We start from the raw sequence: 20994 nt of genomic DNA, 5'->3' as shown, positions 1-20994 counted from the left end.
TTTTTACTGTTCATATGTAGGCTCATCCCGGTTTTCACGGTATGAAGGCGGTGTATTTTTCCCTTTTTGTTTGACGTCATTTCTGTTACGTTCGACGTACGGACGATTCTGACCACTGTCGTTTTTTTTTACATGCTTTTCAGCATCACCACGTGATGTGCCATTTGGATGTCTTTTTTCATCAGGATCAGTCGAGTGATTTTTTTTTTGCTCTTTGTCTTTTTCAAAAGGGCGGTCCTTTTCTTCTTTTCCCTTTTTCTCTTTATTTTCATGATTAGGGCTTGTTTGGTGAGGCTTTTGAACAGCTCCTTGCTCTTCCCTCTCAACTTCCTTCTGCTCTTTGTCTTCGCCTTCAGGAGCTTCTTTATCAGGCTGCATCTCATCGCTATCGTCTGTCTTGATGTCTTCTTTTTTGTCTTCGTCTTTTTGATCTTCATCAGCATTTTTCGGCTCTTCTTCTTTGACAGCCTCGTCATCTGCTGGATCTTCATCTTCTTTTTTAACGTCCTCTTGTTCGTGGTCTTGCATTTCTTGATTTCTAATATAAGTTCCTGTTGAAATGCCTGCTTTTTGTGCCTTTTCTCTTGTTTCCAGGTCACCTTCCACAGTTTCCAGCTTATAATTGCGCTTTTGATATTCCCCCGAGATGGTGCTGATTTTACTTTTTACGTTTGTTTTGTATGTATGATCCTGCTTGTTTTCATAAACAGTTGAAATATAAATGCTTTTAGAGTCGTTCACGTATCCCTTTTTATCACAATCATCGATGATTTCCTGCACGACTTTGGTCATGTCGTTTTTTTCTAAATCTTTCATACTGGCCAGTACTTGCTTCGCATCTTTATTCAGCGGAGTGACACCGATCACTTGATAATTGTGATCGAGTTTCAGCTCAAAGCTTGGGTTAATGTCAATCGTCATATATGCATATGCTTTTTGACTTGAGAAAGATGGCATCATAGTGAAAATCACGACAATAATTGCTGCAATTGATAGAATTCCTGCATTTAACGGACGTAAACGAAGCAGGTCAAAAAAACCGGCTCTTTTTCTTTCGAGACGTGATTCATTCGGAAACGTCACTTCTTGACCGATTTCATAGTCTTGCTGTTCATACTTTGTCCGCAGAAATTGTCCATCAGGGGTCAGCAGTGTGACATATTTTTTGTTTTTCTCTACTATAATGCCTCTTCTCATGAATTAAGCACCCCTTTAAGGTAATCTTTCAAATACACATAATCACCTGTCATAATGATCGCCATCGCAATAATATATTTTCTATTTCTCTCAATCGTTTTGCGGCTGACTTCCACTAGCTTTTCCAGCTGTTTGACTGGCAATTGTTTTTTCTGAAATAAAATGGTTCTCAGTTCATCGTGCTTCACGAGTGTATGGGCCACTTTAATGGCATTTTGTCTCGCATCCGCATGCTTTGGTGAATGCTCAAGCAGTTCTTGAAACGTAAGACCATATACTTTCAATCGTTCTTTAAAATGTTCAATCTCTTCTCTTCTATGTTCTTGTTCAATTAAACGCCTATATTCATTTGCAGAAAGCTCTGCTTCAATCATGCTTTGCGAGTACTCGCCATTCTCACTTTCTTGAAGGTCCATTTGAACCGTTGGCGCGTTTCTTGCTTCTTTTCGAATATAGTCGATTACTTTTCTTTTAATAATTAACTCCGCAAATGCAAGGAGTGAGTTGCCTTTTTCGGCAGAGTATTTTTCTATCGCTTCATTAAAGGCAATTAAGCCTACGCTAAATTCATCATCTTTTTCATCTATATATCGTTTACAAACGGATGAAACCGTCTTAGCGACAAATGGTTTGTATTGCTCGATTAATGCATTTTGCAGCTCGGTATCACCCTGTTGGATGTTGATTGCCGACTGCTCTAATGTTTGCTTTTTCTTTCCCTTTTTAAACAAAAGGCTAAGCAATGGTTTCACCTCAGTTCTCCCTATATTACTCATTTATGATAGCTAATTTATGAGGGAAGCGCAAAGGAAGAAATGAGGAATTCATTTCCTGTTACTCAATTGTGACATGTATTTCTCTATCTACTTTACAACGTTTCGTTTAAAAGCAAAGAAATAAGGGGGTATCCCCCCCTTTTTTGTAATATACGTGTTATGAAAATGAAATGATATTTCTTTCAAAAAACCTACTCTTCCAGCCGCATCTCTTGTTTTTCCTCGCTTTGCTGGCTGCCTTTTCTTGATGGACTTGATAAAAACCAACCAAATGCTGCAATTGCGAGAAGGACCGTCCAGAAAATGATTTTCCATAATGTTGAATGAATGAAATGAGAGGACACGACCCCAATGGCTGGATGAGAAAGTGTATAGAGCGTCAGCTTCACGCCAACCCATCCGACAATGACAAATGCCGCTGTTTCTAGGCTTGGTCTCGTTTTAAGCAGTTTCACAAATACAGTCGCCGCAAACCTCATGATCACTAGACCAATGATACCGCCCAATAGAATGACAATAAATTGACCGCCATCAAGCCCGCCAATTTGTGGAAGGTTTGTTGCTGGCAGAGTCACAGCTAATGCAACAGCTGCTAAAATAGAATCTACTGCAAATGCAATGTCAGCAAGCTCAACTTTCACGACGGTTGCCCAAAAGCCGCTTTGTTTCATGTTTGTGTCTGCTTCCTTTTTCTTAAATACGTGCGATTTTAAAATATGGTGAATCGAAATATATAGAAGATAAATTGCGCCAATGGCTTGAACTTGCCACACATCTACTAAAAACGAAATAAGAAAAAGAGAACCAAATCGCATGACAAATGCTCCCGCAAGTCCGTAAAACAATGCCTTTTTTCTTTGTTTTTCAGGAAGGTGTTTGACCATCACAGCCATAACCAGCGCATTATCAGCTGCTAAAATCCCTTCTAACCCAATCAATACGAGAAGAACCCACCCGTACTCTAAAATAATTGCTGCATCCATCATCATTCCTCCTTATTTTTTATCTATTGTCCCACAACAGACAAAGGCTTATGAATGCAAAAAAGACCTTTGCCTGTAATGGCAAAGGTCTTGCTAGACATGTGATATGTAAATCATGCCAACAAAGCCGATGGAATGAGGTTCCATGTAATGACGACTTTGTTTCCGGTAAAAACCGGACGCTACTCCCCTTTGGTGGGATTAAGAATATTTAGATTACTTATATCATAATCAACAGACCCCTGATTGTCAACAGGTGACTTTTTATCTCCACCCATTGATTAAGCCGTTGGTGTTTCTGTTTTTCTTTTTCTTCGTTTCAGCCACACGTAGAGAACAAACAATAAGAGCATACCAATTCCAATCGGCAATACATATGGTTCTAAAATGGTTCCAACCTCTTGCCAGTTCTCCCCAAGGACAAATCCTAGGTACACATATACAAATGTAATTGGCGTAATCGCCAAAAACGTATACAGGCAAAAAACCCACACATTCATCTTCGCAATCCCGCACGGAATGGAAATAAGGGTTCTGATCCCTGGAATAAACCGGCCACTAAACGCAACAAATCCGCCATGTTTTTCAAAAAAGGCATCCGATTTATCAAGTGACTCAGGTTTCACAAAGAAATATTTCCCATATTTATTTAAAAAGGGTCTCCCTCCATAACGCCCTAACCAGTACAAGGTCAAGGGGCCTGCAACACCGCCAATAGAACCGGCAGCCACAACACCAATGAAGGCCATGTCCCCTTTTGAAACCCAGTAACCTGCAAGAGGCAACACCACTTCAGCAGGAACAAATTCAATGCATAATGCAAGAAAGATGCCGAAGTACGACAAATTCTTAAAGGCATCAGCTAATGAAATAATAAAATCTTCGATGTTTATCAATCCCTTTCACACATAATCAGTTTGACAGGCTATGCTTGCAAATCGTACCGTGCCACCTATTAAACGAATAAAAAACCAAAAACGATTCACTTTTCTTCGTTTTTTTACATTAAATTTGATTTTACTATAAAAAATGTTCAAAAAAAATGCTAAATGCCCTTTTTAAGTAAAGGAAAAGTGAACACAGGCGCCACTTGATCCGATATATTAAGTATATGTCTGTTTTTAGATACAGGAGGTTTTCTTACATGACACATTTAACAGGAAGCTACAACGGATGGCTTGTCTTTCTGTCAGTCGCTGTCGCCGCTGTCGCCTCCTACTCAGCTCTTCAATTAGCCAGCCGGGTGATCCAGTCGAGCGGCGCAAAGAAAAGAGTATGGTTGATCATTGGTGCGATGATCATGGGGATGGGAATATGGTCAATGCATTTTATTGGCATGATGGCGTTTCATCTACGCTCTGGTATCACATATGAAACACCCTTACTCATTTTATCGATTTTGGCCTCTTTTATCGGTTCTTTCATTGCATTTTCAATATGTATTCAGCAGCAACTTTCTACAAGACGACTTTTGATTAGTTCGATCACGATGGGCTCAGCTATTTGCAGCATGCACTACCTCGGATTGGAATCAATGGCGAATGTCACCATCAGCTATGACCCTGTTCTCTTTTTTCTTTCGTTTTTTATTGGTGCGCTCGCTTCATTCTTTTCATTACACCTTTTTTTCCGGCTCCATCGCTCTGAGAAAAGGCGGGGAGATCAGCTGTTAAAAATAGCGGGTGCACTGATGATGGGCGGTGCTGTTGCGGGCATGCATTACACTGGCATGGCGTCTTCGACGATGTTTTTTCATTCAGATGGTCATGCCGCTGCGGGTGGTTCTCTTGAAATGTCACCATTTAGCCTGTCCATTTTCATCGGCCTGATGACGCTTATCGTCCAATCACTTATGATTTTCGGCGCCTATATTGATCACCGGATTATGTCACAATCCGATCAGCTAAAAGAAAATGAACAGCGGTTCCAATCACTGATCAAACATAATATAGATGGGATTATCGTGTTATCTGTTGATCGAAAAGTGATATCTGCGAATGACCCAGGCAAACACATTTTGAAAATGTGCAATTCCTGGATTGGTGATGATGTGAGTCAATATGTCATGCCGACTGAGATGTGGGAAGACTTTATTGATCAATCTAAAAAAGCAATTACGCGTGAAGCAGAACTGAAAGCAGCAGATCGTTTTTATTATTATCATGTTACATACATACCCGTACACGTCAACCATACACTTGACAGCATTTATCTCGTTTTAAAGGATTTAACCCAGCAGAAGATTGCTGAAAAAGAAATTCATGTGATGGCACATTATGATGCACTAACTGAACTGCCCAACCGTCGTCATGGAATTAATCATTTAAATGATGTTTTATCCGCTCAAGAAGAGACAAAAACGTCAACGGCAGTTCTTTTTCTTGATTTAAATCGGTTTAAAATTATTAATGATGCCCTTGGTCATAACATAGGCGATCTGCTGTTGAAAGCCGCCGCAAACAGATTAACCAAATGTTTGCCTGACAATGGCTTTATTGCAAGAATTGGCGGGGATGAATTTTTAATGATCTTTCCTCACCTGGAGCATGGTACACATAAAATTGAACAGCTTTCGAAAAACATCATTCGCCAATTTGAACGACCTTTTTTCATTCAAAACCATCAGCTCATTACATCCATTAGTATTGGAATCGCCATCTCTCCGCAAAACGGAAAGAATGGCATGGAATTGATGAGAAAAGCAGATATGGCCATGTACTTATCAAAGAAACATAAACAAAGCCGCTATGAATTCTTTACTGAATCTATGGAGAGATTGAGTGAGGACAGACTTAATCGCGAACTGGAGCTACGAGATGCCATTCAAAGAAAGCAGTTTGTGCTTCATTATCAGCCGCAAATCAGCGCCAAAACAAGACAAATGACAGGTGTTGAAGCCCTTTTAAGAATGAAAGCACCAGACGGTTCTCTAAAATCACCAGAGGCTTTCATTGAACTTGCTGAAGAATCGGGCCTGATTATCGATATTGGAAGGTGGGTCATTGACACGGCATGTCAGCAGGCAAAATTGTGGTATGACAAGCAATTGAAAATCCCTGTAGCGGTCAATTTATCTGCTAAGCAGTTTAACTCTGAAGACTTAATTGATTTGATCAAACTAACGCTAAAAAAATACGACCTTCAACCATCACTTCTTGAGCTTGAAGTGACAGAAAGCATGACAATGGATAACATCAAGCAGTCAAAACAAGTACTGACATCTCTAAAACAACTTGGCGTCCGTATTAGTATTGATGATTTTGGTACAGGCCATAGCTCTTTAAGCTATTTGAAGGATTTGCCGATTCACCGCCTGAAAATTGATAAATCATTTATCGAGGATATTTTGAGCGATTCAAAGTCTGAGCAAATTACAGGGGCTATTATTGCAATGGGGCACCAGCTATCTCTAGAAGTCATTGCCGAAGGTGTTGAAACTTTTGCACAAGCACAACTTTTATCTGCGCAGGGCTGTGACGATCTACAAGGCTTTTATTATGCCAAGCCACTTCCGGCTAGTGATATTGAAAAATTTATCGCCTATCCTGCTCATCAGCTGGATACATAAAAAAGGTGCCAACCATGGCACCTTTTCGTTTTATCTAAATAACAAATGCTGACTGTGAATACCTGCTTTTTTCAGCAGACTAATTAATTGCTCCTGTTCTTCACGCGAAAGACCAGAAAACGCCCGCGCAATTCGAAGAGAATGGATTGGATAAATTTTATCCAGATAACTGCGCCCTTTATCCGTTAAATGGGCATAAACTGACCGTTTATCCTTTGGGTCCTGTTCTCTTTCAATGAAACCATTTCGTTCTAACTTGTCAATTACGTACGTAACATTCCCGCTGACAAGCAGGAGTCTTGAGCCGATTTGCTGAAGTTTTTGAGCACCTCTCGTATACAGTAATTCGAGAACGGCAAATTCAGTTGGATTGAATCCATGCTCCTTGCTGTCTCTAATACTGTGTTCGGAAACGCTTTTAAATGCTCTTGCAAAAACTTTGTAAAGCGTCATTGAACGTTCTACTTCTTCTTCATTAAACGATAGTCTCATCACATATCTACCTCTTATAATATTTTTTTAACTTCAAGGCTTTCTTGCGGTGCAGTTGGAGCCTTTCGTAAAAAATAGAAGTACGTTTTTGAAAACCCTTTCAACCACATAAGTGACTCCATTCGTGTTATGTATAAGATTTCGATATAAACTTTTAAAATCCTTCTTATTTTTCACAATCATCTCGAAAAAAAGCTTTTCCAGCAAACCATCAAGTTACGACAAATTTTAACATAATCTGTAAAGGCTCTATATTTTCTTACATTTGATTCGTCAAATTTCTACAAAATTCAATATTGCTATAATATTAAACACGCAAAAAAAGAACCCTTCATGTGACAGTGCACATGATAGGGATGTTAAAGATAGCGGTCTGTTTTGTTGAAAAAGAAATGATACTCTTTTTTTAAGTCACTAATTGTCATGTTCTTGGTCATATCAGGGCTATATACCCCAAGTGAGCAAAGCTGCTTCGTATAATAATGTCTTTCTTTCGCTAAAGCTTCTTTTAGCCGCACGACATCTCCCCTCCTATCAATGGATATGGATCGGGTGCTTATGAGGACTTTTTATACAAATCATTTTGTACGGCTCTAAGAAGAGCATGTGCATTCTGACCCGCAGCCTGCATGAACTGCTCCAGCAGTTCATCCCTCTTCACATCTAATGCGATGATTTCTTTTGCCATACGGATGATCTGTGTTTTCTCCATCAAGTGCGCCTCCTCCTCATTTTTTCTTTTTATTATCATATGTTCACGTGACATGATTTGCACGTTATATGTTAATTTTCCTTCCATTGTTTTTCACTTTTTTCATTTTTGTGTTATATTATCTAACAAACGTTAGGTTTTTTTACTGACTGTTCGATATAATATGAAGAAAAGACTTGCAGGGGTGAGGATATGACGCAGGAAGATGTATCTTATAAAGATAAAAAAGTCATTTCAATCGGGATTGTCAGTGAATTAACAGGGCTTTCCGTCAGGCAAATCCGATATTATGAGGAACGGAAACTCATCTACCCCCAGCGCTCAACAAGAGGCACACGAAAATATTCTTTTTCTGATGTAGAACGTTTAATGGATATCGCCAATAAACGGGAAGATGGTGTGCAGACAGCGGAAATTTTAAAAGACATGAAGAAAAAAGAACAGGCATTAAAAAGCGGACAATATAAGAAAAAAATGCTGGAAGGTCAAATTAACGCACACTTCCGGTACAAAAATCGATGAACTAAATAAAAATCGCTTACTCGGCAAAATTGACTTAGCACCTGAATATGGAACGATGAAAGCACGAACTTACCCAAAGACCGATTCTTGCAGAAGAGTCTATTTCAGACAACGAAAGCCAATGAATCATTGAAACAGCAAAACGAGGCAGCAATTGCAGCCTCGTTATTAGCTAAAACAACCATTCAACTATTTATCACCTAAGATACTTGATCTTTAACGATTTAGTTTTTCAAATTTGTTCAGGAATCGAAACAGTTCGTTCATTGAGCACATTCCCCGTGTTTAGCGTCGTTTTGGGTTCAATTAAGAGCAAGTGAACTTCTTCTTCAGCAATTGGCTGATGTTCAACTCCTTTTGGAATCACAAGAAATTCTCCTTCATGAAGCGTTATTTCCCTATCCCTAAAACGGATGACTAGATTGCCTTTCCACACAAAGAACATTTCGTCCTCATCATCATGGTGATGCCAAATGAATTCACCCTTAATTTTCACCATTTTCATGTATGAGTCATTCAACTCTCCACCTATTCTAGGATTCCAATAATCATTTATTTGCGAAAATTTTTCTTCGATATTTACCTTTGAAATCAATCGATTCCCCTCCTTATTAAATGGAAACGTCTGTTTTAATTGCCACAGCTAAAAAATTCTCATTTTCTCCTCTCGATCAGATAAAAGGGACGCAATGAGCATCAACCTCTTCTATCATTTAGTTTACATACTCCATTGGATCACGTAAAATCAAAAAATAGCATATAGATCATCTCAATTTGTGATGCAAAAAAGGAGAGTTAGTTTGGATATTAAATCTTTGGAAGTATTTAAAGCCGTTGCCATTGAACAAAGCATCACAAAAGCTGCTCAAAAATTAAATTATGTGCAGTCCAATGTCACCGCAAGAATCCAACGTCTTGAACAAGAGTTAGGTGTACCTCTTCTCTATCGATATCATAAGAAAATATCTTTAACGCCTGCAGGACGTGAACTGCTGCCCTATGTAAATAAATTACTATACGATTACGAAGAAGCGATAGAAGCAGTAAAGCTTTCCTCTACTCCGCGGGGATCTTTACACATTGGATCTATAGAGTCCACCGCATCTACAAGATTGCCCAGCATTTTCACAGAATATCACAAAAAATTTCCACAAGTAGAATTGAGCTTGTATATGGCACCTACAGTCGATCAAGTTAGCGCTATCCTCAACTACAAAGTAGACGGCGCCTTGGTAGATGGGCCAATTCTTCATCCAGAAATCATCGAGTATCCTGTATTGGAAGAATCCCTCGTTCTCATTACAAGCTACTCCACGGAGCAATTCCAGGTAGAATCTATTTTACATGAGCCGTTGCTCTCGTCATTCGCCCATTGTATTTATTTAGGACGATGGCAAAAGTGGCTAGAGAACAACGGCTATCCTCCTATGAAGGTCATGGAATATGGTACGTTAGAGGGCGTCCTTAAATGTGTTGAAAGCGGGCTGGGAGTGACCGTATTACCAAAATCTATGGTTGAATCTCGGGGACAAGGCAAATTTACCTGTCATCCATTACCAGAACCACATCGAATCGTGCCCACTGTGTTGATCAGGCGACGTGATTCGTACATGACCAGTGCCCTGTCACAATTTATGGAGTTAATGGGCATCACGAATAAGTAATCTGAGACAGATCATTGTTTCATAAATAAGATCATGTGTGATAAAAAAAAGAGGATAGATAGAGCGACATTCTTTCAGCTCTTCTATCCTCTTAAATCACCTCAACTTATGCCTGACTGATCATAAAGCATATGAACGAGTCTTTTTATTTAGATGAAGCGTCTTTTCCTTCAACAACTCCTACAAAGTCAATCCGTACGCCGCCTTTTTCAGGATCTTCTTTCACCCGAAAGGCAAGCGCCTTTTTTTCTCCAGTGTTTGCATCTTTATAATTCGCATGAAAGACGTGGATGCTGGCTTCTTCCAATTGAAAATCTTCATAAGAAAGCGTCTCAATTCCCCATTCCTTTTTCGATTTAAGAATGTCATTTGGGCTTGGGATTGCGCCTTCGACATAGACATTGTCCATTTTTCGTTTATTTCCTTCAGTTATCGCTTCAAGCATATGCTCTGATGCCACCAGTCTTCTGTCTTTCCCCTCGTCTTCTCTTGAACATGCACTTAGCAAAACAATGCACATGAAAATGAATAAAAACTTCTTCATTTTTCTCTCCCACCTTCTCCTTAAAATGTAAAGGATGGAAGCGCTATATGCAATCTTTATTCAAAAAAGACTGTAAAACGTTACATTTTACAGTCTTTTGACTACATCAGTGTATGAAGAAATGCTGTTGCAATTCCAAAATAGATGAGTAAGGATAAAATATCATTCAATGTTGTGATCAGTGGTCCAGATGCAATGGCTGGGTCCACGTTTAATCTGTGTAAAATAACCGGCACGACCGTACCTGCCATTGTCCCAATAATCAGTGTTGCAAGAAGGGAGGAACCAACAACAAAACCTAAAATCATATTGCCCTGCCATACCATGGCAACGACCGTAATAATGATTGAACAAACAATCCCAATATAAATACTTGTTCTCAGCTCTCTGAAAATCAAGCGCATAATGGTTTTTTTCGTTAATTCTTCTTTTGACAATCCTCTAATGACAACCGCTAGAGACTGTGTCCCTGTATTCCCTGTCATACCTGCAATCATCGGCATGAAGAACGCTAAAGCAACGACTTGTTGCAAAGTATCTTCAAAATAATTCAAGATACTGCCTGAAATCAGCCCAATGAATAAGAGTAAAATAAGCCACGGAAGACGGCGGTATGCCGCCACAAATGCCGGTGTGTCGAACGTGATATCTTTACCAGAGGCAGCAAACTTTTCATAGTCTTCTCCTGCCTCTTGAATCACAACATCAATGATATCATCGACTGTCACAATTCCGACTAGGACATTGTTCTCTTCTACAACAGGGATGGCAAGGAAATCATATCGTTCAATGAGCTTTGCGATTTCTTCTTGGTCTTGAAAGGCACCAACGGCAATGACTCTTGTAAACATAAGATCCTGCACTTTTTCATCTGGCTCACCTAAAATAAGATCCCTGTATGAGAGTACCCCTACAAGCTGTTTTTGATCATTTATGACATATAAGTAGTTGATCGATTCGGCAATTTCAGCAAAGCTTTTCAGCTTCACCACGGCATCCTGAACCGTATAATGCTGCGGAATCCAAACGTACCGATTGGTCATGATCCGGCCTGCTGTCTCAGCAGGGTAATTCATGAGAATCTGGACGGCCTTGGATTCCTCTGCTTCCATGTTAGATAAAAGCTGATCCTTCAGCTCATCCTCCATCTCATCAAACAAGTTGGCTAGATCATCGTTATCCATTTTGTTTGTGACGAAGGTGGCTTTGTCTTTCCCTACTTTTTCAAGAACAATCTCTTGATATTCCCGCTCCAGTTCACCCATCATTTCCGTCACGTCATCGACTGTTAAAAAGCTGAGAAAGCGGCCGCGGTGTTTTTCTGGAAGCTCCTTGAATAAGTAGGCCATATCATAAGGCTGAAGTTCTTCCATAATGTTTTTAAATTCTTTACGTTTTCCATCTCTTAGTAAAATAATGATGCGTAAAATGAGTTCATCGTACGTAATGTTCTGTATCATCGCTGTTACCTCCCCAAAATCAGGAGATACCCGAATCCCTTAGATTGTGCGGGGGTCAGGATCTCCTCTATCTGATGCGTCAATCTGATCTTTTGACATACTCTCTATGTGTCTCGAATCGGGATGATCCATCCCCACACCTCCTTTTCTCATAAAAAAGCACCTTCAACCGAATGAAGGCGCTTTGTAAGCATGACAAATAAACACTTGCTCCTTCAATCGTAGAGCTTTAGCACTGTATGGCATAGGATTAATCCAGCTGCATTAAAAATCACCTTATGTCGATGATTCCTGTTGACCCATTGGCGTCTTTGGACATTTTTGGGCAGCAGCGTATCTCCATACAGGAGCCTCACCTAACGAAGTCTCATATTGTTGACACACTGAGATTACAGAAAAAGCGCAATGATGTCAATAAGCAAGATGCCAAGTTTCCTGATGTATTCGCTTTCTTTTCAAAAAAAGAGCGATCGACAAGTTGACCATCGCCCTTTCATGTCTTTTATTCTTCTTCCGGCTGATTCATATCCTCTTGGGAGAGGAGATGAAAGGAATCATGCAAAAACAAAGCATATCCTTCTCCATCAGGATGGGGAACATATTCCGCACGATCCATCGTCTGTTCTTCTTCTTTTTTCTTCATCATATTCTCTCGCCTCCTTTCCAGTAGTTTGTCCCAATGAAAAAACCTTACACATAAAAGTGTAAGGTTCATTTATACCTTAATCATCCCATTCTTGCTTGAGGATTTTGCCTGTTTTAGCGGAAATCTCAAAATCAACTTCTTCGCCGCTTGGTGTCGTAATTTCAATTTCATACAAGTACACACCATTTTCTTTATCTAATTCTGAATCTGTGACTGTTCCTTTTACTTTTGCAAGGGCAATTTGTTCAGCCTGTTTTTTGGTGATTTTTACATTTTGTTTCTTTTCTTTGACTGGATCATTGAGCGCTTTGCCTGTTTTGGCATCGACATATACTTTATATTCAAAGCCGCCTTTTTTAATCTCGACCTCATATACCCATTTTCCTTTTTTACGCTCAAGATCTACATCATCTACATAGCCTTTCACAACTTTTAATGCTGCTTTTTCAGCCTGTTTCTTTGAGACAAATGAAGATTTCTTTTGCACCACTTGTTCGGCATTTGCCGTTTGATTTGTATTTTGCGCTTGAAGGGTGAAACCACCTGCAACAAGTGCTCCTGTGAATGCTGTAGCTACTAGTACTTTTTTTATCATGTTTAATTCCTCCTCTGTTTGATTTCTCCTTTATCTTAAAAAAACAAGATGATAAAGGAAGGAAAGGAACATGAGAAAATCATGAGAAAATGATTAGTTTTCGTACGTAATGCCTTCAATATCTCCTGTATAGGCATTCACTAACACCTCTGCCTCTCTTCCATCCGGCAAATCGAGCTCTACCTCAAACACGAGCATTCCGCTAAAAGTTTCAAGATCTGCATCATCCACTGTGCCGCCCACTTCTTTTACGGCAATTTGAATGGCTTCTTCTACCGTTATTTTTGTGAGCTTCTTTTCTTTAGAGGTTGGCTTTTTCTTTTCTGCTTCAATCACCTTGAACGTGTCTTTCTCAACATCCACTTGATACAGTTCTTTTTTTGATTGAATCGTAAAGATAAAGCGATCCGATTTTTCTTTCTTTTGAATCACGGTACCCTTCACTTTTTTCACTGCCACCTCTTCTGCTTGGAGTTCGGCATTTTTCTCATTTGGTTTTTGATAGCTCTTTAATTGTTTCATCTCTTTCATTTGACCGCTTGAGGAAGATGCAATGATTTGATAGATGCCATTTGAATTTTCAAGCGTCAATGTATAGTCCTGTTTATGGTTGATCAGATTAATATTTGTGATGTTTCCATTGTAGTCTTTTGCGATGATTTTTTTAATGTCTGCTTCGCTTAATATTTTTTGGTCAATGGTTTGAATCATGAGCATTGCAAAGGCCACAAGAATGAAAAGACACCCTGCGAGCGTAAGCAGCATTTTCAGTTTTCTAGACATGCAGCGCCTCCTTCCTATTTCCTATTTTATAAGGAGGAAATGAGAAATTGATGAGAAAAGACCTACTTATTTCTGAAAAAGAATGGTCATCACGGTTCCTTCACCGATACGGCTGTCTACCTTTAGCTCAGCCCCATGCTCTTCAGCAATTTGCTTCGCAATTGACAGGCCAAGTCCAGTACCGCCCGTCTCACTGTTTCTCGCTTCATCCACACGGAAAAAGCGGTCAAAGATTTTCGGCAGATCCTCTTCTTTTATGCCAATTCCTTTGTCAACAACCGAAATAAACGGTTTCTCTCCTGCTCGTCCGCAGTTCACATCAACTGGCTCTGCACTATATTTAACCGCATTATCAATCAAGATGGTCAAAAGCTGTTTGATCTTCTCTTCGTCCCCTTCAGCAATCACAGGCTGATCTGTTTGTATATGAGTAAGGATGGTTCGATTGGTTGCCACTTCAAGTGTATGGCCGACTTGGCTGCACAATTGACCAAGATCAACCGGCTTCATGTCCAAGTAAAGCGGCTGCCCATTTTTCGCCAGTGTGAGTAGTTGATCTGTCAGCCTTTTCATTTTTTTCGCCTCATCATGAATGGCTTGAGAGGATTCTTCTACGACCTCTGGCCGGCTTTGCCCCCAGCGTTTTAGTAAATTGCTGTAGCTCATGATGACGGTAATGGGTGTTTTCAATTCATGAGAAGCATCGTGTAAAAATTGCTGCTCTTTCTCATAATGCTTCTCGAGAATTTCGGCCATTTCATTAAAGGTTTGACCCATTTGATACAGTTCATCCTTTGAATCGCCTGTTAATTCAATTCGTTTAAATGCCTTTTCTCTCATACTTGCTTTCATCGTATTGGTCATTCGACTAATTGGGCGGACAATTTGTTTCGTTAAAATGTGGCCTGCAAAATAAGAAAGCACAATAAACAAAACGCCAGCAGCGATTAAAATCATTTTTAATAACGCCAAGTTCTCTTCTGTATTTTCAATTTCTTCATAAACTTGCAGCGACACAATGTCCCCATTTGTCCAAATGACAGGGATAGCCGCGAACGCAATCATATGCTTATTGTATTCTTGAATTTCTGCTGTCTGACCAGATTCGTATGTAAAAGGAAGTGAGCTAAACGTAGATTCCTTCGTGACGGTCAGCTTTGATTCACCTTTCTCTGTGACGACACGGATCATACCATTTTGAGGCAGATACGCTTTCAGAAGCTCTGAAGATGGAAGGCCCTCTTCTTCTGACTTCTTTAGTGCAATCGCAATATTTTCAGCTACTTCCGACAGTCTGGACATATCTTTTTGCGTCAAGGTCATCGAAAAAATAAAATAAATCGCTGTATGAAACAGCAGCACCATTAAAAATAAGGACAACGATGTATAAAGCTGGATCTTATTTTTTAATCTCATGCTTTATCCTTTCATCACATAACCCACACCTCTCACTGTGTGAATCAATTGTTTTTCAAACGGGTAATCGATTTTTTTCCTTAAATAGCGAATATAGACATCAACCACGTTCGTGTCACCAAAATAATCAAAACCCCAAACAGCTGTTAAAAGCTGATCTCTTGTGAGCACTTGCTGTTGATGTTTCAATAAATGAACAAGCAGGTCATATTCTCTCGGTGTCAGCTCAAGCGTCTGACCGCCTCTTTGAATTTCTCTTGTTTTCTCATTCACCGTTAAATCTGCAATACTTAGCTCAATTTCCTTTTCCTCTTGCGCATTGTGATTGAACCTCAGCTGTGCACGAATTCGCGCTAATAATTCTTCTATGTCAAAGGGTTTTGTAATATAATCGTTTGCCCCAAGATCAAGACCGCTGACCTTATCGGGAACACTTCCTCTTGCGGTAATCAAAATGATCGGTGTTGCCGTATTTGTCTTTCGAACCCTTCTAAGCACTTCAAGTCCGCTTAATTCTGGAAGCATGACATCTAGAAGCACTAAATCAAAACTCTCCTCCTCGAGCGCCTGGAGCCCTTTCATCCCTGTATCTTGGACTGTGACCTCATATCCTTCATATTCAAGTTCTAATGACAGCACTCTTGCAATTTTCTTTTCATCTTCGACCACGAGTATCTTCCCTTTGTTCATCTCTATCTCTCCTATCTAAAAGGCAAGCTTGTCTTTCCATTATTATATGTTGCCTTTCTCCATTGGAACAGTCACAATTTTCATATCTTATTTTTCATGAATGAGGAATTGTTATGTAATATGGTTGATTTTTATTTTCAGCTGATTCTTTCACATTACACAAATCAACAAAAAAAGCCTCTTTTCTGAGGCTAGTCCCTTACTTCTTTTTAGGTTGACTGACAAAAAGCTCATCTACAGTCGTATTCAAAACAGAGGCGATGTCAAAGGCTAATTGTAAAGTAGGGTCGTACTTATCGTTTTCAATGGCATTGATGGTTTGTCTCGAGACCTTACACCGTTTAGCAAGTTCTTCTTGGGATAATTTAATGGATTTCCTTAGTTCTCTTATATGATTTTGCAATTTAATCACCATATTTTTTTCTGTATATGAGTAATGTAACTAAATATATGACCGAAATTACAGTTAGGAACATGATGGGAGAAATCCCAAACCCCTTATCAGAATTGTTCCCTTGAGTCGTTAAAAATATAGACTTTGCGACTTCTAATAAAAGCATACCGATGACCACCATAAATGCATACGATTGAGCTTTTGAGTAGATAAATCTCTTTCTTTCATCACCCTTTTGAATCATAGGCGCGATAAAGATGAACAGTCCGACCACTAATAAGATGACTGAATACACAACTTTTACAACATCCAACGGTTAGTCCCCTCCCAATCAAAATGTCAAATACTTTTTACATTTCAATCATATCATCCACTTAAAAAATGTCAAATACTTTTTACATTCTATATTCTTTCGATCATTATAATGAAAAAACAATCATCCGCACATGGCATGTACCTTTTTCTTTTCTGTCATCATCTATCTTTTTATATGATTGCTTTTTCGCTCTGCCTTTTTTAGTTCTTTTCACCCATTTTCATCTATACAGGTGCAAGCTCACTATGCAGCATTTCCTTCTTTTTCATATGATACTAAGAGTTTTCCTCAAAAGGTGACTTCTTTCGGCAAGATATGAGGAGAACTGCACAATGAATAATTATTTGATTATTTGAAAAATTATTACAATTGACCCTTTCCGATCAAACATTTGTTTTATACAATAACATTACGCAACCTGAATCTACTTTGAAAACAAAATAAGGAGGGCTTTCTTATGAAAGGTGAAATTCGCTTAATTCCGTATGAAGTAAAAGCCAATGTGATGGAAGCGAAAGAGACGCCGGAAAGTATTCAGGAGATTAAAGCACCCGAACTTTGGTCAAGTGGCTTCAAAGGAAAAGGCATAACCATTGCTGTCCTTGATACAGGTTGCGACACGGAGCATCCCGATTTAAAAGATCAGATTATCGGAGGAAAAAACTTTACCGATGATGACAATGGAGATGCTGAGAATGTAAAAGACTACAACGGACATGGTACCCATGTATCAGGAACGATTGCAGCAACGGATCAAAATGGTGGCATTTTAGGTGTTGCCCCTGAAGCCAAGCTGTTGATTGTGAAAGTTCTTGGAGGGAAAAATGGCAGCGGGAAATACGAATGGATTATCAATGGCATTAATTATGCGGTTGAACAGAAGGTTGATATCATTTCCATGTCTCTCGGTGGGCCAAGCAATGAACCAGAACTGCAAAAGGCTATCCAACATGCGGTAAGCAGCGGTGTGCTTGTTGTCTGCGCAGCAGGAAATGAAGGTGACGGAGACGAGCGTACTGAAGAGTTCTCCTACCCAGCTGCATACAACGAGGTCATTGCCGTCGGCTCTGTCTCTCTTGCAAGAGAATCCTCTGAATTCTCCAATGCGAATAAAGAAATCGACCTCGTCGCTCCAGGTGAAGACATTTTATCCACTCTCCCTAACCATAAATACGGAAGACTAACAGGCACTTCCATGGCTGCCCCTCATGTGAGCGGTGCACTCGCCATTATTAAAAATGCCGAAGAAGAAGCGTTCCAGCGTAAGCTGACAGAACCTGAGGTATATGCTCAACTCGTACGGAGAACCCTTCCGCTAAAACAATCGAAAACCCTTGTAGGAAATGGGTTTTTATATTTAACTGCACCAGATGTGCTTCTTGAGAAAACTTTGGAAGCAGAACTTTTGTCTCTATAGGTACATGTTAGGTCCTGAGAAAAGATAGAATTTTCTCAGGATTTTTTTAATTAAAATTATTCAAAATTTACTTTGACGAAATGAAGTGAACGTTATATAATCGAACACAATAAATTCATAGTTTGAGAGTCGGTAATTCGATCACACATCGAATTTTAATTGGGAAGACCGGTGAAAATCCGGCGCGGTCCCGCCACTGTAAGTGAGGAGAGCTTTTCGTTAATCATCCACTGTCATTAAGATGGGAAGGATGAAAAGCTTGCAAATTCGCGAGCCAGGATACCAGCCGCTCTATCACATCAAACCCCCTACGGTTGATAGGAGATGTCGGAAAAGCGTTCGTCATTGATACTTACGCCTTCTTTCGCACACACATTTTGTCTTTTTAAACCAGACATTTGCCCTCATCAATCTTGACCATGAGTGTGAGTGTCTTTTTATATTTAGAGGAGGAATTGGAATTGACAATTGTTAAAACAAGTAATCTAGGTTTCCCGCGAATTGGTTTAAACAGAGAATGGAAAAAAGCACTTGAGTCTTATTGGAAAGGTCAAACTGACCGAGAAACCCTCTTAAGCACACTCGATGAACAATTTTTAGCCGCTATTAAAACTCAAATTGATCAACAAATTGACGTTGTTCCTTCTGGCGACTTCACCTTCTATGATCATGTGCTGGATACTGCCGTTATGTTCAATTGGATTCCAGAGCGCTTCCGCAGCTTGAAAGACCCGCTAGATACATACTTTGCGATAGCAAGAGGAACAAAAGATGCTGTCTCAAGTGAAATGACAAAATGGTTTAATACAAACTATCACTACATCGTTCCAGAATATGAAAAAAGCACAGAATTCAAACTCACACATAACAAACCGCTTGAAGCATACGAAAAGGTGAAAAAAGCGTTTGGTGTTGAAACAAAACCTGTCGTTCTCGGTCTTTATACATTTGTTTCTCTTTCTAAAGGCTATGAAGCCAATGAAGTGAAAGAGATTCAGCAACGCCTAGTGCCGCTTTATACTCAGTTGTTAAAAGAGCTTGAAGAAGCCGGTGTAAAATGGGTTCAAATTGATGAGCCTGCTTTAGTCACAGCTTCAAGTGAAGACGTGAAAGCAGTAAAAGCCATCTATCAAACGATTAAAGAAGCTGTACCTGCCTTAAACGTTCTCCTTCAAACATACTTTGACTCAGTAGATGCCTATGAAGAGCTTGTGACGTATCCTGTTGAAGCCATCGGTCTTGATTTTGTCCATGATCAAGGACGAAACCTTGAACAATTGAAAAAACACGGCTTCCCAAAAGATAAAATTTTAGCAGCCGGTATCATCGACGGCAGAAATATTTGGAGATCAGATCTAGGAGAAAGATTATCGTTTATTTCTGAAGTGATTGCTGACGTGCAGCCGAAAGAAGTATGGCTGCAGCCTTCAAGCAGCCTGCTACATGTACCAGTTGCAAAACATCCGAGCGAACAGCTTGAAGAAAAACTATTAAACGGACTTTCTTATGCCACTGAAAAACTGGCTGAATTAACGCTATTAAAAGAAGGCTTATCAAAAGGAGCAGCTGCCATTGATGCAGACATCCATGCAGCAAATGAAGCACTTCTGACGCTAAAAGAATTCGCGAAAGGAACAAATGCGGACCTGACAGCAGAGCGCAACAGCCTTTCATCAAAAGATTTTAAACGTCCAGTTGCTTTTGAAGAACGACTACGCATTCAAAATGAATCTCTTGAACTGCCGCTTCTTCCAACCACAACAATCGGAAGCTTCCCTCAGTCAGCTGAGGTGCGCAGTGCTCGTCAAAAATGGCGCAAAAATGAGTGGACAGATGCAGAGTATGATGAATTTATTAAAAAAGAAACAAAAAGATGGATTGATATTCAAGAAGAGATTGGCCTAGATGTACTCGTTCATGGAGAATTTGAACGTACAGACATGGTTGAATACTTCGGTGAAAAACTCGCTGGATTTGCCTTTACAAAATTCGCTTGGGTTCAATCTTATGGATCACGATGCGTAAAGCCGCCGATCATTTATGGAGATGTAGAATTTACAGAGCCAATGACAGTGAAAGAGACGGTTTACGCTCAAAGCTTAACAGAGAAAAAAGTCAAAGGAATGCTGACAGGACCTGTCACGATCTTAAACTGGTCTTTCCCAAGAACAGATATCTCTCGTAAAGACATTGCCTTCCAAATCGCTTTTGCTTTACGCAAAGAGGTAGAAGCGTTAGAAGCAGCGGGTATTCAAGTGATTCAAGTGGATGAACCTGCGCTAAGAGAAGGTCTTCCTTTAAAAGAGAGTGATTGGGCAGCATACTTAAACTGGGCAGCAGAGTCATTCCGTCTATCGACATCGTCTGTTCAAAATGAAACGCAAATTCATACACATATGTGCTACAGCAACTTCGAGGATATTGTTGATACGATTGAAGACCTTGATGCAGACGTGATTACGATTGAACATTCACGCAGTCATGGCGGGTTCCTCGATTATTTAGAAAAACACCCGTATTTGAAAGGTCTTGGACTTGGGGTATATGACATCCACAGCCCGCGCGTTCCATCTGTTGAAGAAATGAGTAAAATCATTGATGATGCACTGAACGTATGTCCGACAGATCGCTTCTGGGTCAACCCTGACTGTGGACTGAAAACAAGACAAGAACCTGAAACCATTGCTGCTTTGAAAAACATGGTGACAGCTGCTGAAGTCGCTCGTAAAAAGCTAGCGCAGCACGCATAATGGACTCACTCTTCCCCTACTGAACATTTGGCAGGGGTTTTTTATCCGTAAATTGTCCTGTTCGATCTC

The 20994-nt window shown here is 39.8% G+C and carries 22 protein-coding genes and 3 riboswitches; of the genes, 5 read left to right on the top strand and 17 right to left on the bottom strand.

Features of this window, described 5'->3' with window-relative positions:
* Positions 1-3: 3 nt before the first annotated feature.
* From MHB38_RS06860 to MHB38_RS06845, 4 genes are all read right to left on the bottom strand, one after another.
* Positions 4-1197, bottom strand: a complete 1194-nt coding sequence (locus MHB38_RS06860; RefSeq protein WP_341002966.1) for an anti-sigma factor domain-containing protein — start codon at positions 1195-1197, stop codon at positions 4-6.
* Positions 1194-1949: an RNA polymerase sigma factor SigI gene (gene sigI, locus MHB38_RS06855; protein WP_008346139.1), complete on the bottom strand. Its 756-nt coding sequence runs from the start codon at positions 1947-1949 to the stop codon at positions 1194-1196. The genes MHB38_RS06860 and sigI overlap by 4 nt, the downstream gene beginning before the upstream one ends.
* Positions 1950-2164: 215 nt before the next feature.
* Positions 2165-2956: a TerC family protein gene (locus MHB38_RS06850; RefSeq protein WP_017359112.1), complete on the bottom strand. Its 792-nt coding sequence runs from the start codon at positions 2954-2956 to the stop codon at positions 2165-2167.
* A gap of 32 nt (positions 2957-2988) precedes the next feature.
* Positions 2989-3159, bottom strand: a riboswitch (yybP-ykoY riboswitch).
* Between the two features lie 78 nt (positions 3160-3237).
* On the bottom strand, positions 3238-3852 hold the full coding sequence (locus tag MHB38_RS06845; RefSeq protein WP_116306779.1) for a DedA family protein: 615 nt from the start codon (positions 3850-3852) through the stop codon (positions 3238-3240).
* Positions 3853-4100: 248 nt separating this feature from the next.
* Here MHB38_RS06845 and MHB38_RS06840 point away from each other — a divergent pair, with 248 nt between their 5' ends.
* Positions 4101-6524: a bifunctional diguanylate cyclase/phosphodiesterase gene (locus MHB38_RS06840; protein WP_058213834.1), complete on the top strand. Its 2424-nt coding sequence runs from the start codon at positions 4101-4103 to the stop codon at positions 6522-6524.
* Between the two features lie 30 nt (positions 6525-6554).
* Here MHB38_RS06840 and MHB38_RS06835 read toward each other — a convergent pair whose 3' ends face one another.
* From MHB38_RS06835 to MHB38_RS06825, 3 genes are all read right to left on the bottom strand, one after another.
* Entirely contained in the window at positions 6555-7019 is a 465-nt protein-coding gene (locus MHB38_RS06835; protein WP_088004396.1) for a MarR family winged helix-turn-helix transcriptional regulator, read from the bottom strand.
* Positions 7020-7375: 356 nt separating this feature from the next.
* A complete protein-coding gene (locus tag MHB38_RS06830) occupies positions 7376-7534 on the bottom strand; it encodes a hypothetical protein (RefSeq protein ID WP_035700511.1) in 159 nt (52 codons plus the stop codon).
* Positions 7535-7572: 38 nt separating this feature from the next.
* On the bottom strand, positions 7573-7728 hold the full coding sequence (locus MHB38_RS06825; protein ID WP_008346151.1) for a hypothetical protein: 156 nt from the start codon (positions 7726-7728) through the stop codon (positions 7573-7575).
* A gap of 192 nt (positions 7729-7920) precedes the next feature.
* On the opposite strand from MHB38_RS06825, the gene MHB38_RS06820 reads away from it, so the two are divergent.
* Positions 7921-8250, top strand: coding sequence for a MerR family transcriptional regulator (locus tag MHB38_RS06820; RefSeq protein WP_007498778.1), 330 nt, complete (start codon positions 7921-7923; stop codon positions 8248-8250).
* Between the two features lie 232 nt (positions 8251-8482).
* Here MHB38_RS06820 and MHB38_RS06815 read toward each other — a convergent pair whose 3' ends face one another.
* Positions 8483-8845 (bottom strand): cupin domain-containing protein, encoded by a 363-nt coding sequence (locus tag MHB38_RS06815; protein ID WP_098680936.1) that lies wholly within the window; start codon positions 8843-8845, stop codon positions 8483-8485.
* 205 nt (positions 8846-9050) lie between these two features.
* Between MHB38_RS06815 and MHB38_RS06810 the strand changes: the two genes are divergently transcribed.
* Positions 9051-9914 (top strand): LysR family transcriptional regulator, encoded by an 864-nt coding sequence (locus tag MHB38_RS06810; protein WP_019743439.1) that lies wholly within the window; start codon positions 9051-9053, stop codon positions 9912-9914.
* 145 nt (positions 9915-10059) lie between these two features.
* Here MHB38_RS06810 and MHB38_RS06805 read toward each other — a convergent pair whose 3' ends face one another.
* The 9 genes from MHB38_RS06805 to MHB38_RS06765 form a co-directional block, all read right to left on the bottom strand.
* Positions 10060-10458, bottom strand: coding sequence for a hypothetical protein (locus MHB38_RS06805; RefSeq protein WP_268439991.1), 399 nt, complete (start codon positions 10456-10458; stop codon positions 10060-10062).
* 101 nt (positions 10459-10559) lie between these two features.
* Entirely contained in the window at positions 10560-11918 is a 1359-nt protein-coding gene (gene mgtE / locus MHB38_RS06800; protein WP_341002962.1) for a magnesium transporter, read from the bottom strand.
* Between the two features lie 207 nt (positions 11919-12125).
* Positions 12126-12289: riboswitch (M-box (ykoK) riboswitch) on the bottom strand.
* Between the two features lie 131 nt (positions 12290-12420).
* Positions 12421-12564, bottom strand: a complete 144-nt coding sequence (locus tag MHB38_RS06795) for a hypothetical protein (protein WP_008346168.1) — start codon at positions 12562-12564, stop codon at positions 12421-12423.
* 76 nt (positions 12565-12640) lie between these two features.
* Positions 12641-13159 carry a PepSY domain-containing protein gene (locus tag MHB38_RS06790; RefSeq protein WP_008346169.1) on the bottom strand — a complete coding sequence of 173 codons (519 nt, stop codon included), beginning with the start codon at positions 13157-13159 and terminating at the stop codon, positions 12641-12643.
* Positions 13160-13252: 93 nt separating this feature from the next.
* Complete coding sequence (locus MHB38_RS06785) at positions 13253-13942, bottom strand: PepSY domain-containing protein (protein ID WP_341002961.1); 690 nt, start codon at positions 13940-13942, stop codon at positions 13253-13255.
* Positions 13943-14008: 66 nt separating this feature from the next.
* Positions 14009-15358 (bottom strand): sensor histidine kinase, encoded by a 1350-nt coding sequence (locus MHB38_RS06780; protein ID WP_017359119.1) that lies wholly within the window; start codon positions 15356-15358, stop codon positions 14009-14011.
* Between the two features lie 3 nt (positions 15359-15361).
* A complete protein-coding gene (locus MHB38_RS06775; RefSeq protein ID WP_008346176.1) occupies positions 15362-16048 on the bottom strand; it encodes a response regulator transcription factor in 687 nt (228 codons plus the stop codon).
* Positions 16049-16247: 199 nt separating this feature from the next.
* On the bottom strand, positions 16248-16451 hold the full coding sequence (locus MHB38_RS06770) for a helix-turn-helix transcriptional regulator (RefSeq protein ID WP_008346178.1): 204 nt from the start codon (positions 16449-16451) through the stop codon (positions 16248-16250).
* Position 16452: 1 nt separating this feature from the next.
* Complete coding sequence (locus tag MHB38_RS06765) at positions 16453-16755, bottom strand: hypothetical protein (RefSeq protein WP_008346180.1); 303 nt, start codon at positions 16753-16755, stop codon at positions 16453-16455.
* A gap of 460 nt (positions 16756-17215) precedes the next feature.
* Here MHB38_RS06765 and MHB38_RS06760 point away from each other — a divergent pair, with 460 nt between their 5' ends.
* Positions 17216-18175, top strand: a complete 960-nt coding sequence (locus tag MHB38_RS06760; protein ID WP_007498796.1) for a S8 family peptidase — start codon at positions 17216-17218, stop codon at positions 18173-18175.
* A 112-nt stretch (positions 18176-18287) separates the two neighbouring features.
* Positions 18288-18480: riboswitch (cobalamin riboswitch) on the top strand.
* 156 nt (positions 18481-18636) lie between these two features.
* Positions 18637-20925, top strand: coding sequence for a 5-methyltetrahydropteroyltriglutamate--homocysteine S-methyltransferase (gene metE, locus MHB38_RS06755; RefSeq protein WP_025207226.1), 2289 nt, complete (start codon positions 18637-18639; stop codon positions 20923-20925).
* Positions 20926-20994: the final 69 nt, after the last annotated feature.

This window comes from Bacillus sp. FSL K6-3176 (genome assembly GCF_038003325.1).
In the GTDB taxonomy this organism is placed as follows: Bacteria; Bacillota; Bacilli; order Bacillales; family Bacillaceae; genus Bacillus; species Bacillus altitudinis.
The sequence above is the reverse complement of the archived record's forward strand: the minus strand, read 5'-3'. Positions and strand labels throughout refer to the sequence as shown.

What these genes read in the sequence shown, in the direction of transcription:
- MHB38_RS06860 (WP_341002966.1), bottom strand. Translation starts at nt 1,197, where the DNA reads ATGAGAAGAGGCATTATAGTAGAGAAAAACAAAAAATATGTCACACTG.
- MHB38_RS06850 (WP_017359112.1), bottom strand. Translation starts at nt 2,956, where the DNA reads ATGGATGCAGCAATTATTTTAGAGTACGGGTGGGTTCTTCTCGTATTG.
- MHB38_RS06840 (WP_058213834.1), top strand. Translation starts at nt 4,101, where the DNA reads ATGACACATTTAACAGGAAGCTACAACGGATGGCTTGTCTTTCTGTCA.
- MHB38_RS06825 (WP_008346151.1), bottom strand. Translation starts at nt 7,728, where the DNA reads ATGGAGAAAACACAGATCATCCGTATGGCAAAAGAAATCATCGCATTA.
- MHB38_RS06820 (WP_007498778.1), top strand. Translation starts at nt 7,921, where the DNA reads ATGACGCAGGAAGATGTATCTTATAAAGATAAAAAAGTCATTTCAATC.
- MHB38_RS06805 (WP_268439991.1), bottom strand. Translation starts at nt 10,458, where the DNA reads ATGAAGAAGTTTTTATTCATTTTCATGTGCATTGTTTTGCTAAGTGCA.
- mgtE (WP_341002962.1), bottom strand. Translation starts at nt 11,918, where the DNA reads ATGATACAGAACATTACGTACGATGAACTCATTTTACGCATCATTATT.
- MHB38_RS06795 (WP_008346168.1), bottom strand. Translation starts at nt 12,564, where the DNA reads ATGATGAAGAAAAAAGAAGAAGAACAGACGATGGATCGTGCGGAATAT.
- MHB38_RS06790 (WP_008346169.1), bottom strand. Translation starts at nt 13,159, where the DNA reads ATGATAAAAAAAGTACTAGTAGCTACAGCATTCACAGGAGCACTTGTT.
- MHB38_RS06785 (WP_341002961.1), bottom strand. Translation starts at nt 13,942, where the DNA reads ATGTCTAGAAAACTGAAAATGCTGCTTACGCTCGCAGGGTGTCTTTTC.
- MHB38_RS06780 (WP_017359119.1), bottom strand. Translation starts at nt 15,358, where the DNA reads ATGAGATTAAAAAATAAGATCCAGCTTTATACATCGTTGTCCTTATTT.
- MHB38_RS06775 (WP_008346176.1), bottom strand. Translation starts at nt 16,048, where the DNA reads ATGAACAAAGGGAAGATACTCGTGGTCGAAGATGAAAAGAAAATTGCA.
- MHB38_RS06760 (WP_007498796.1), top strand. Translation starts at nt 17,216, where the DNA reads ATGAAAGGTGAAATTCGCTTAATTCCGTATGAAGTAAAAGCCAATGTG.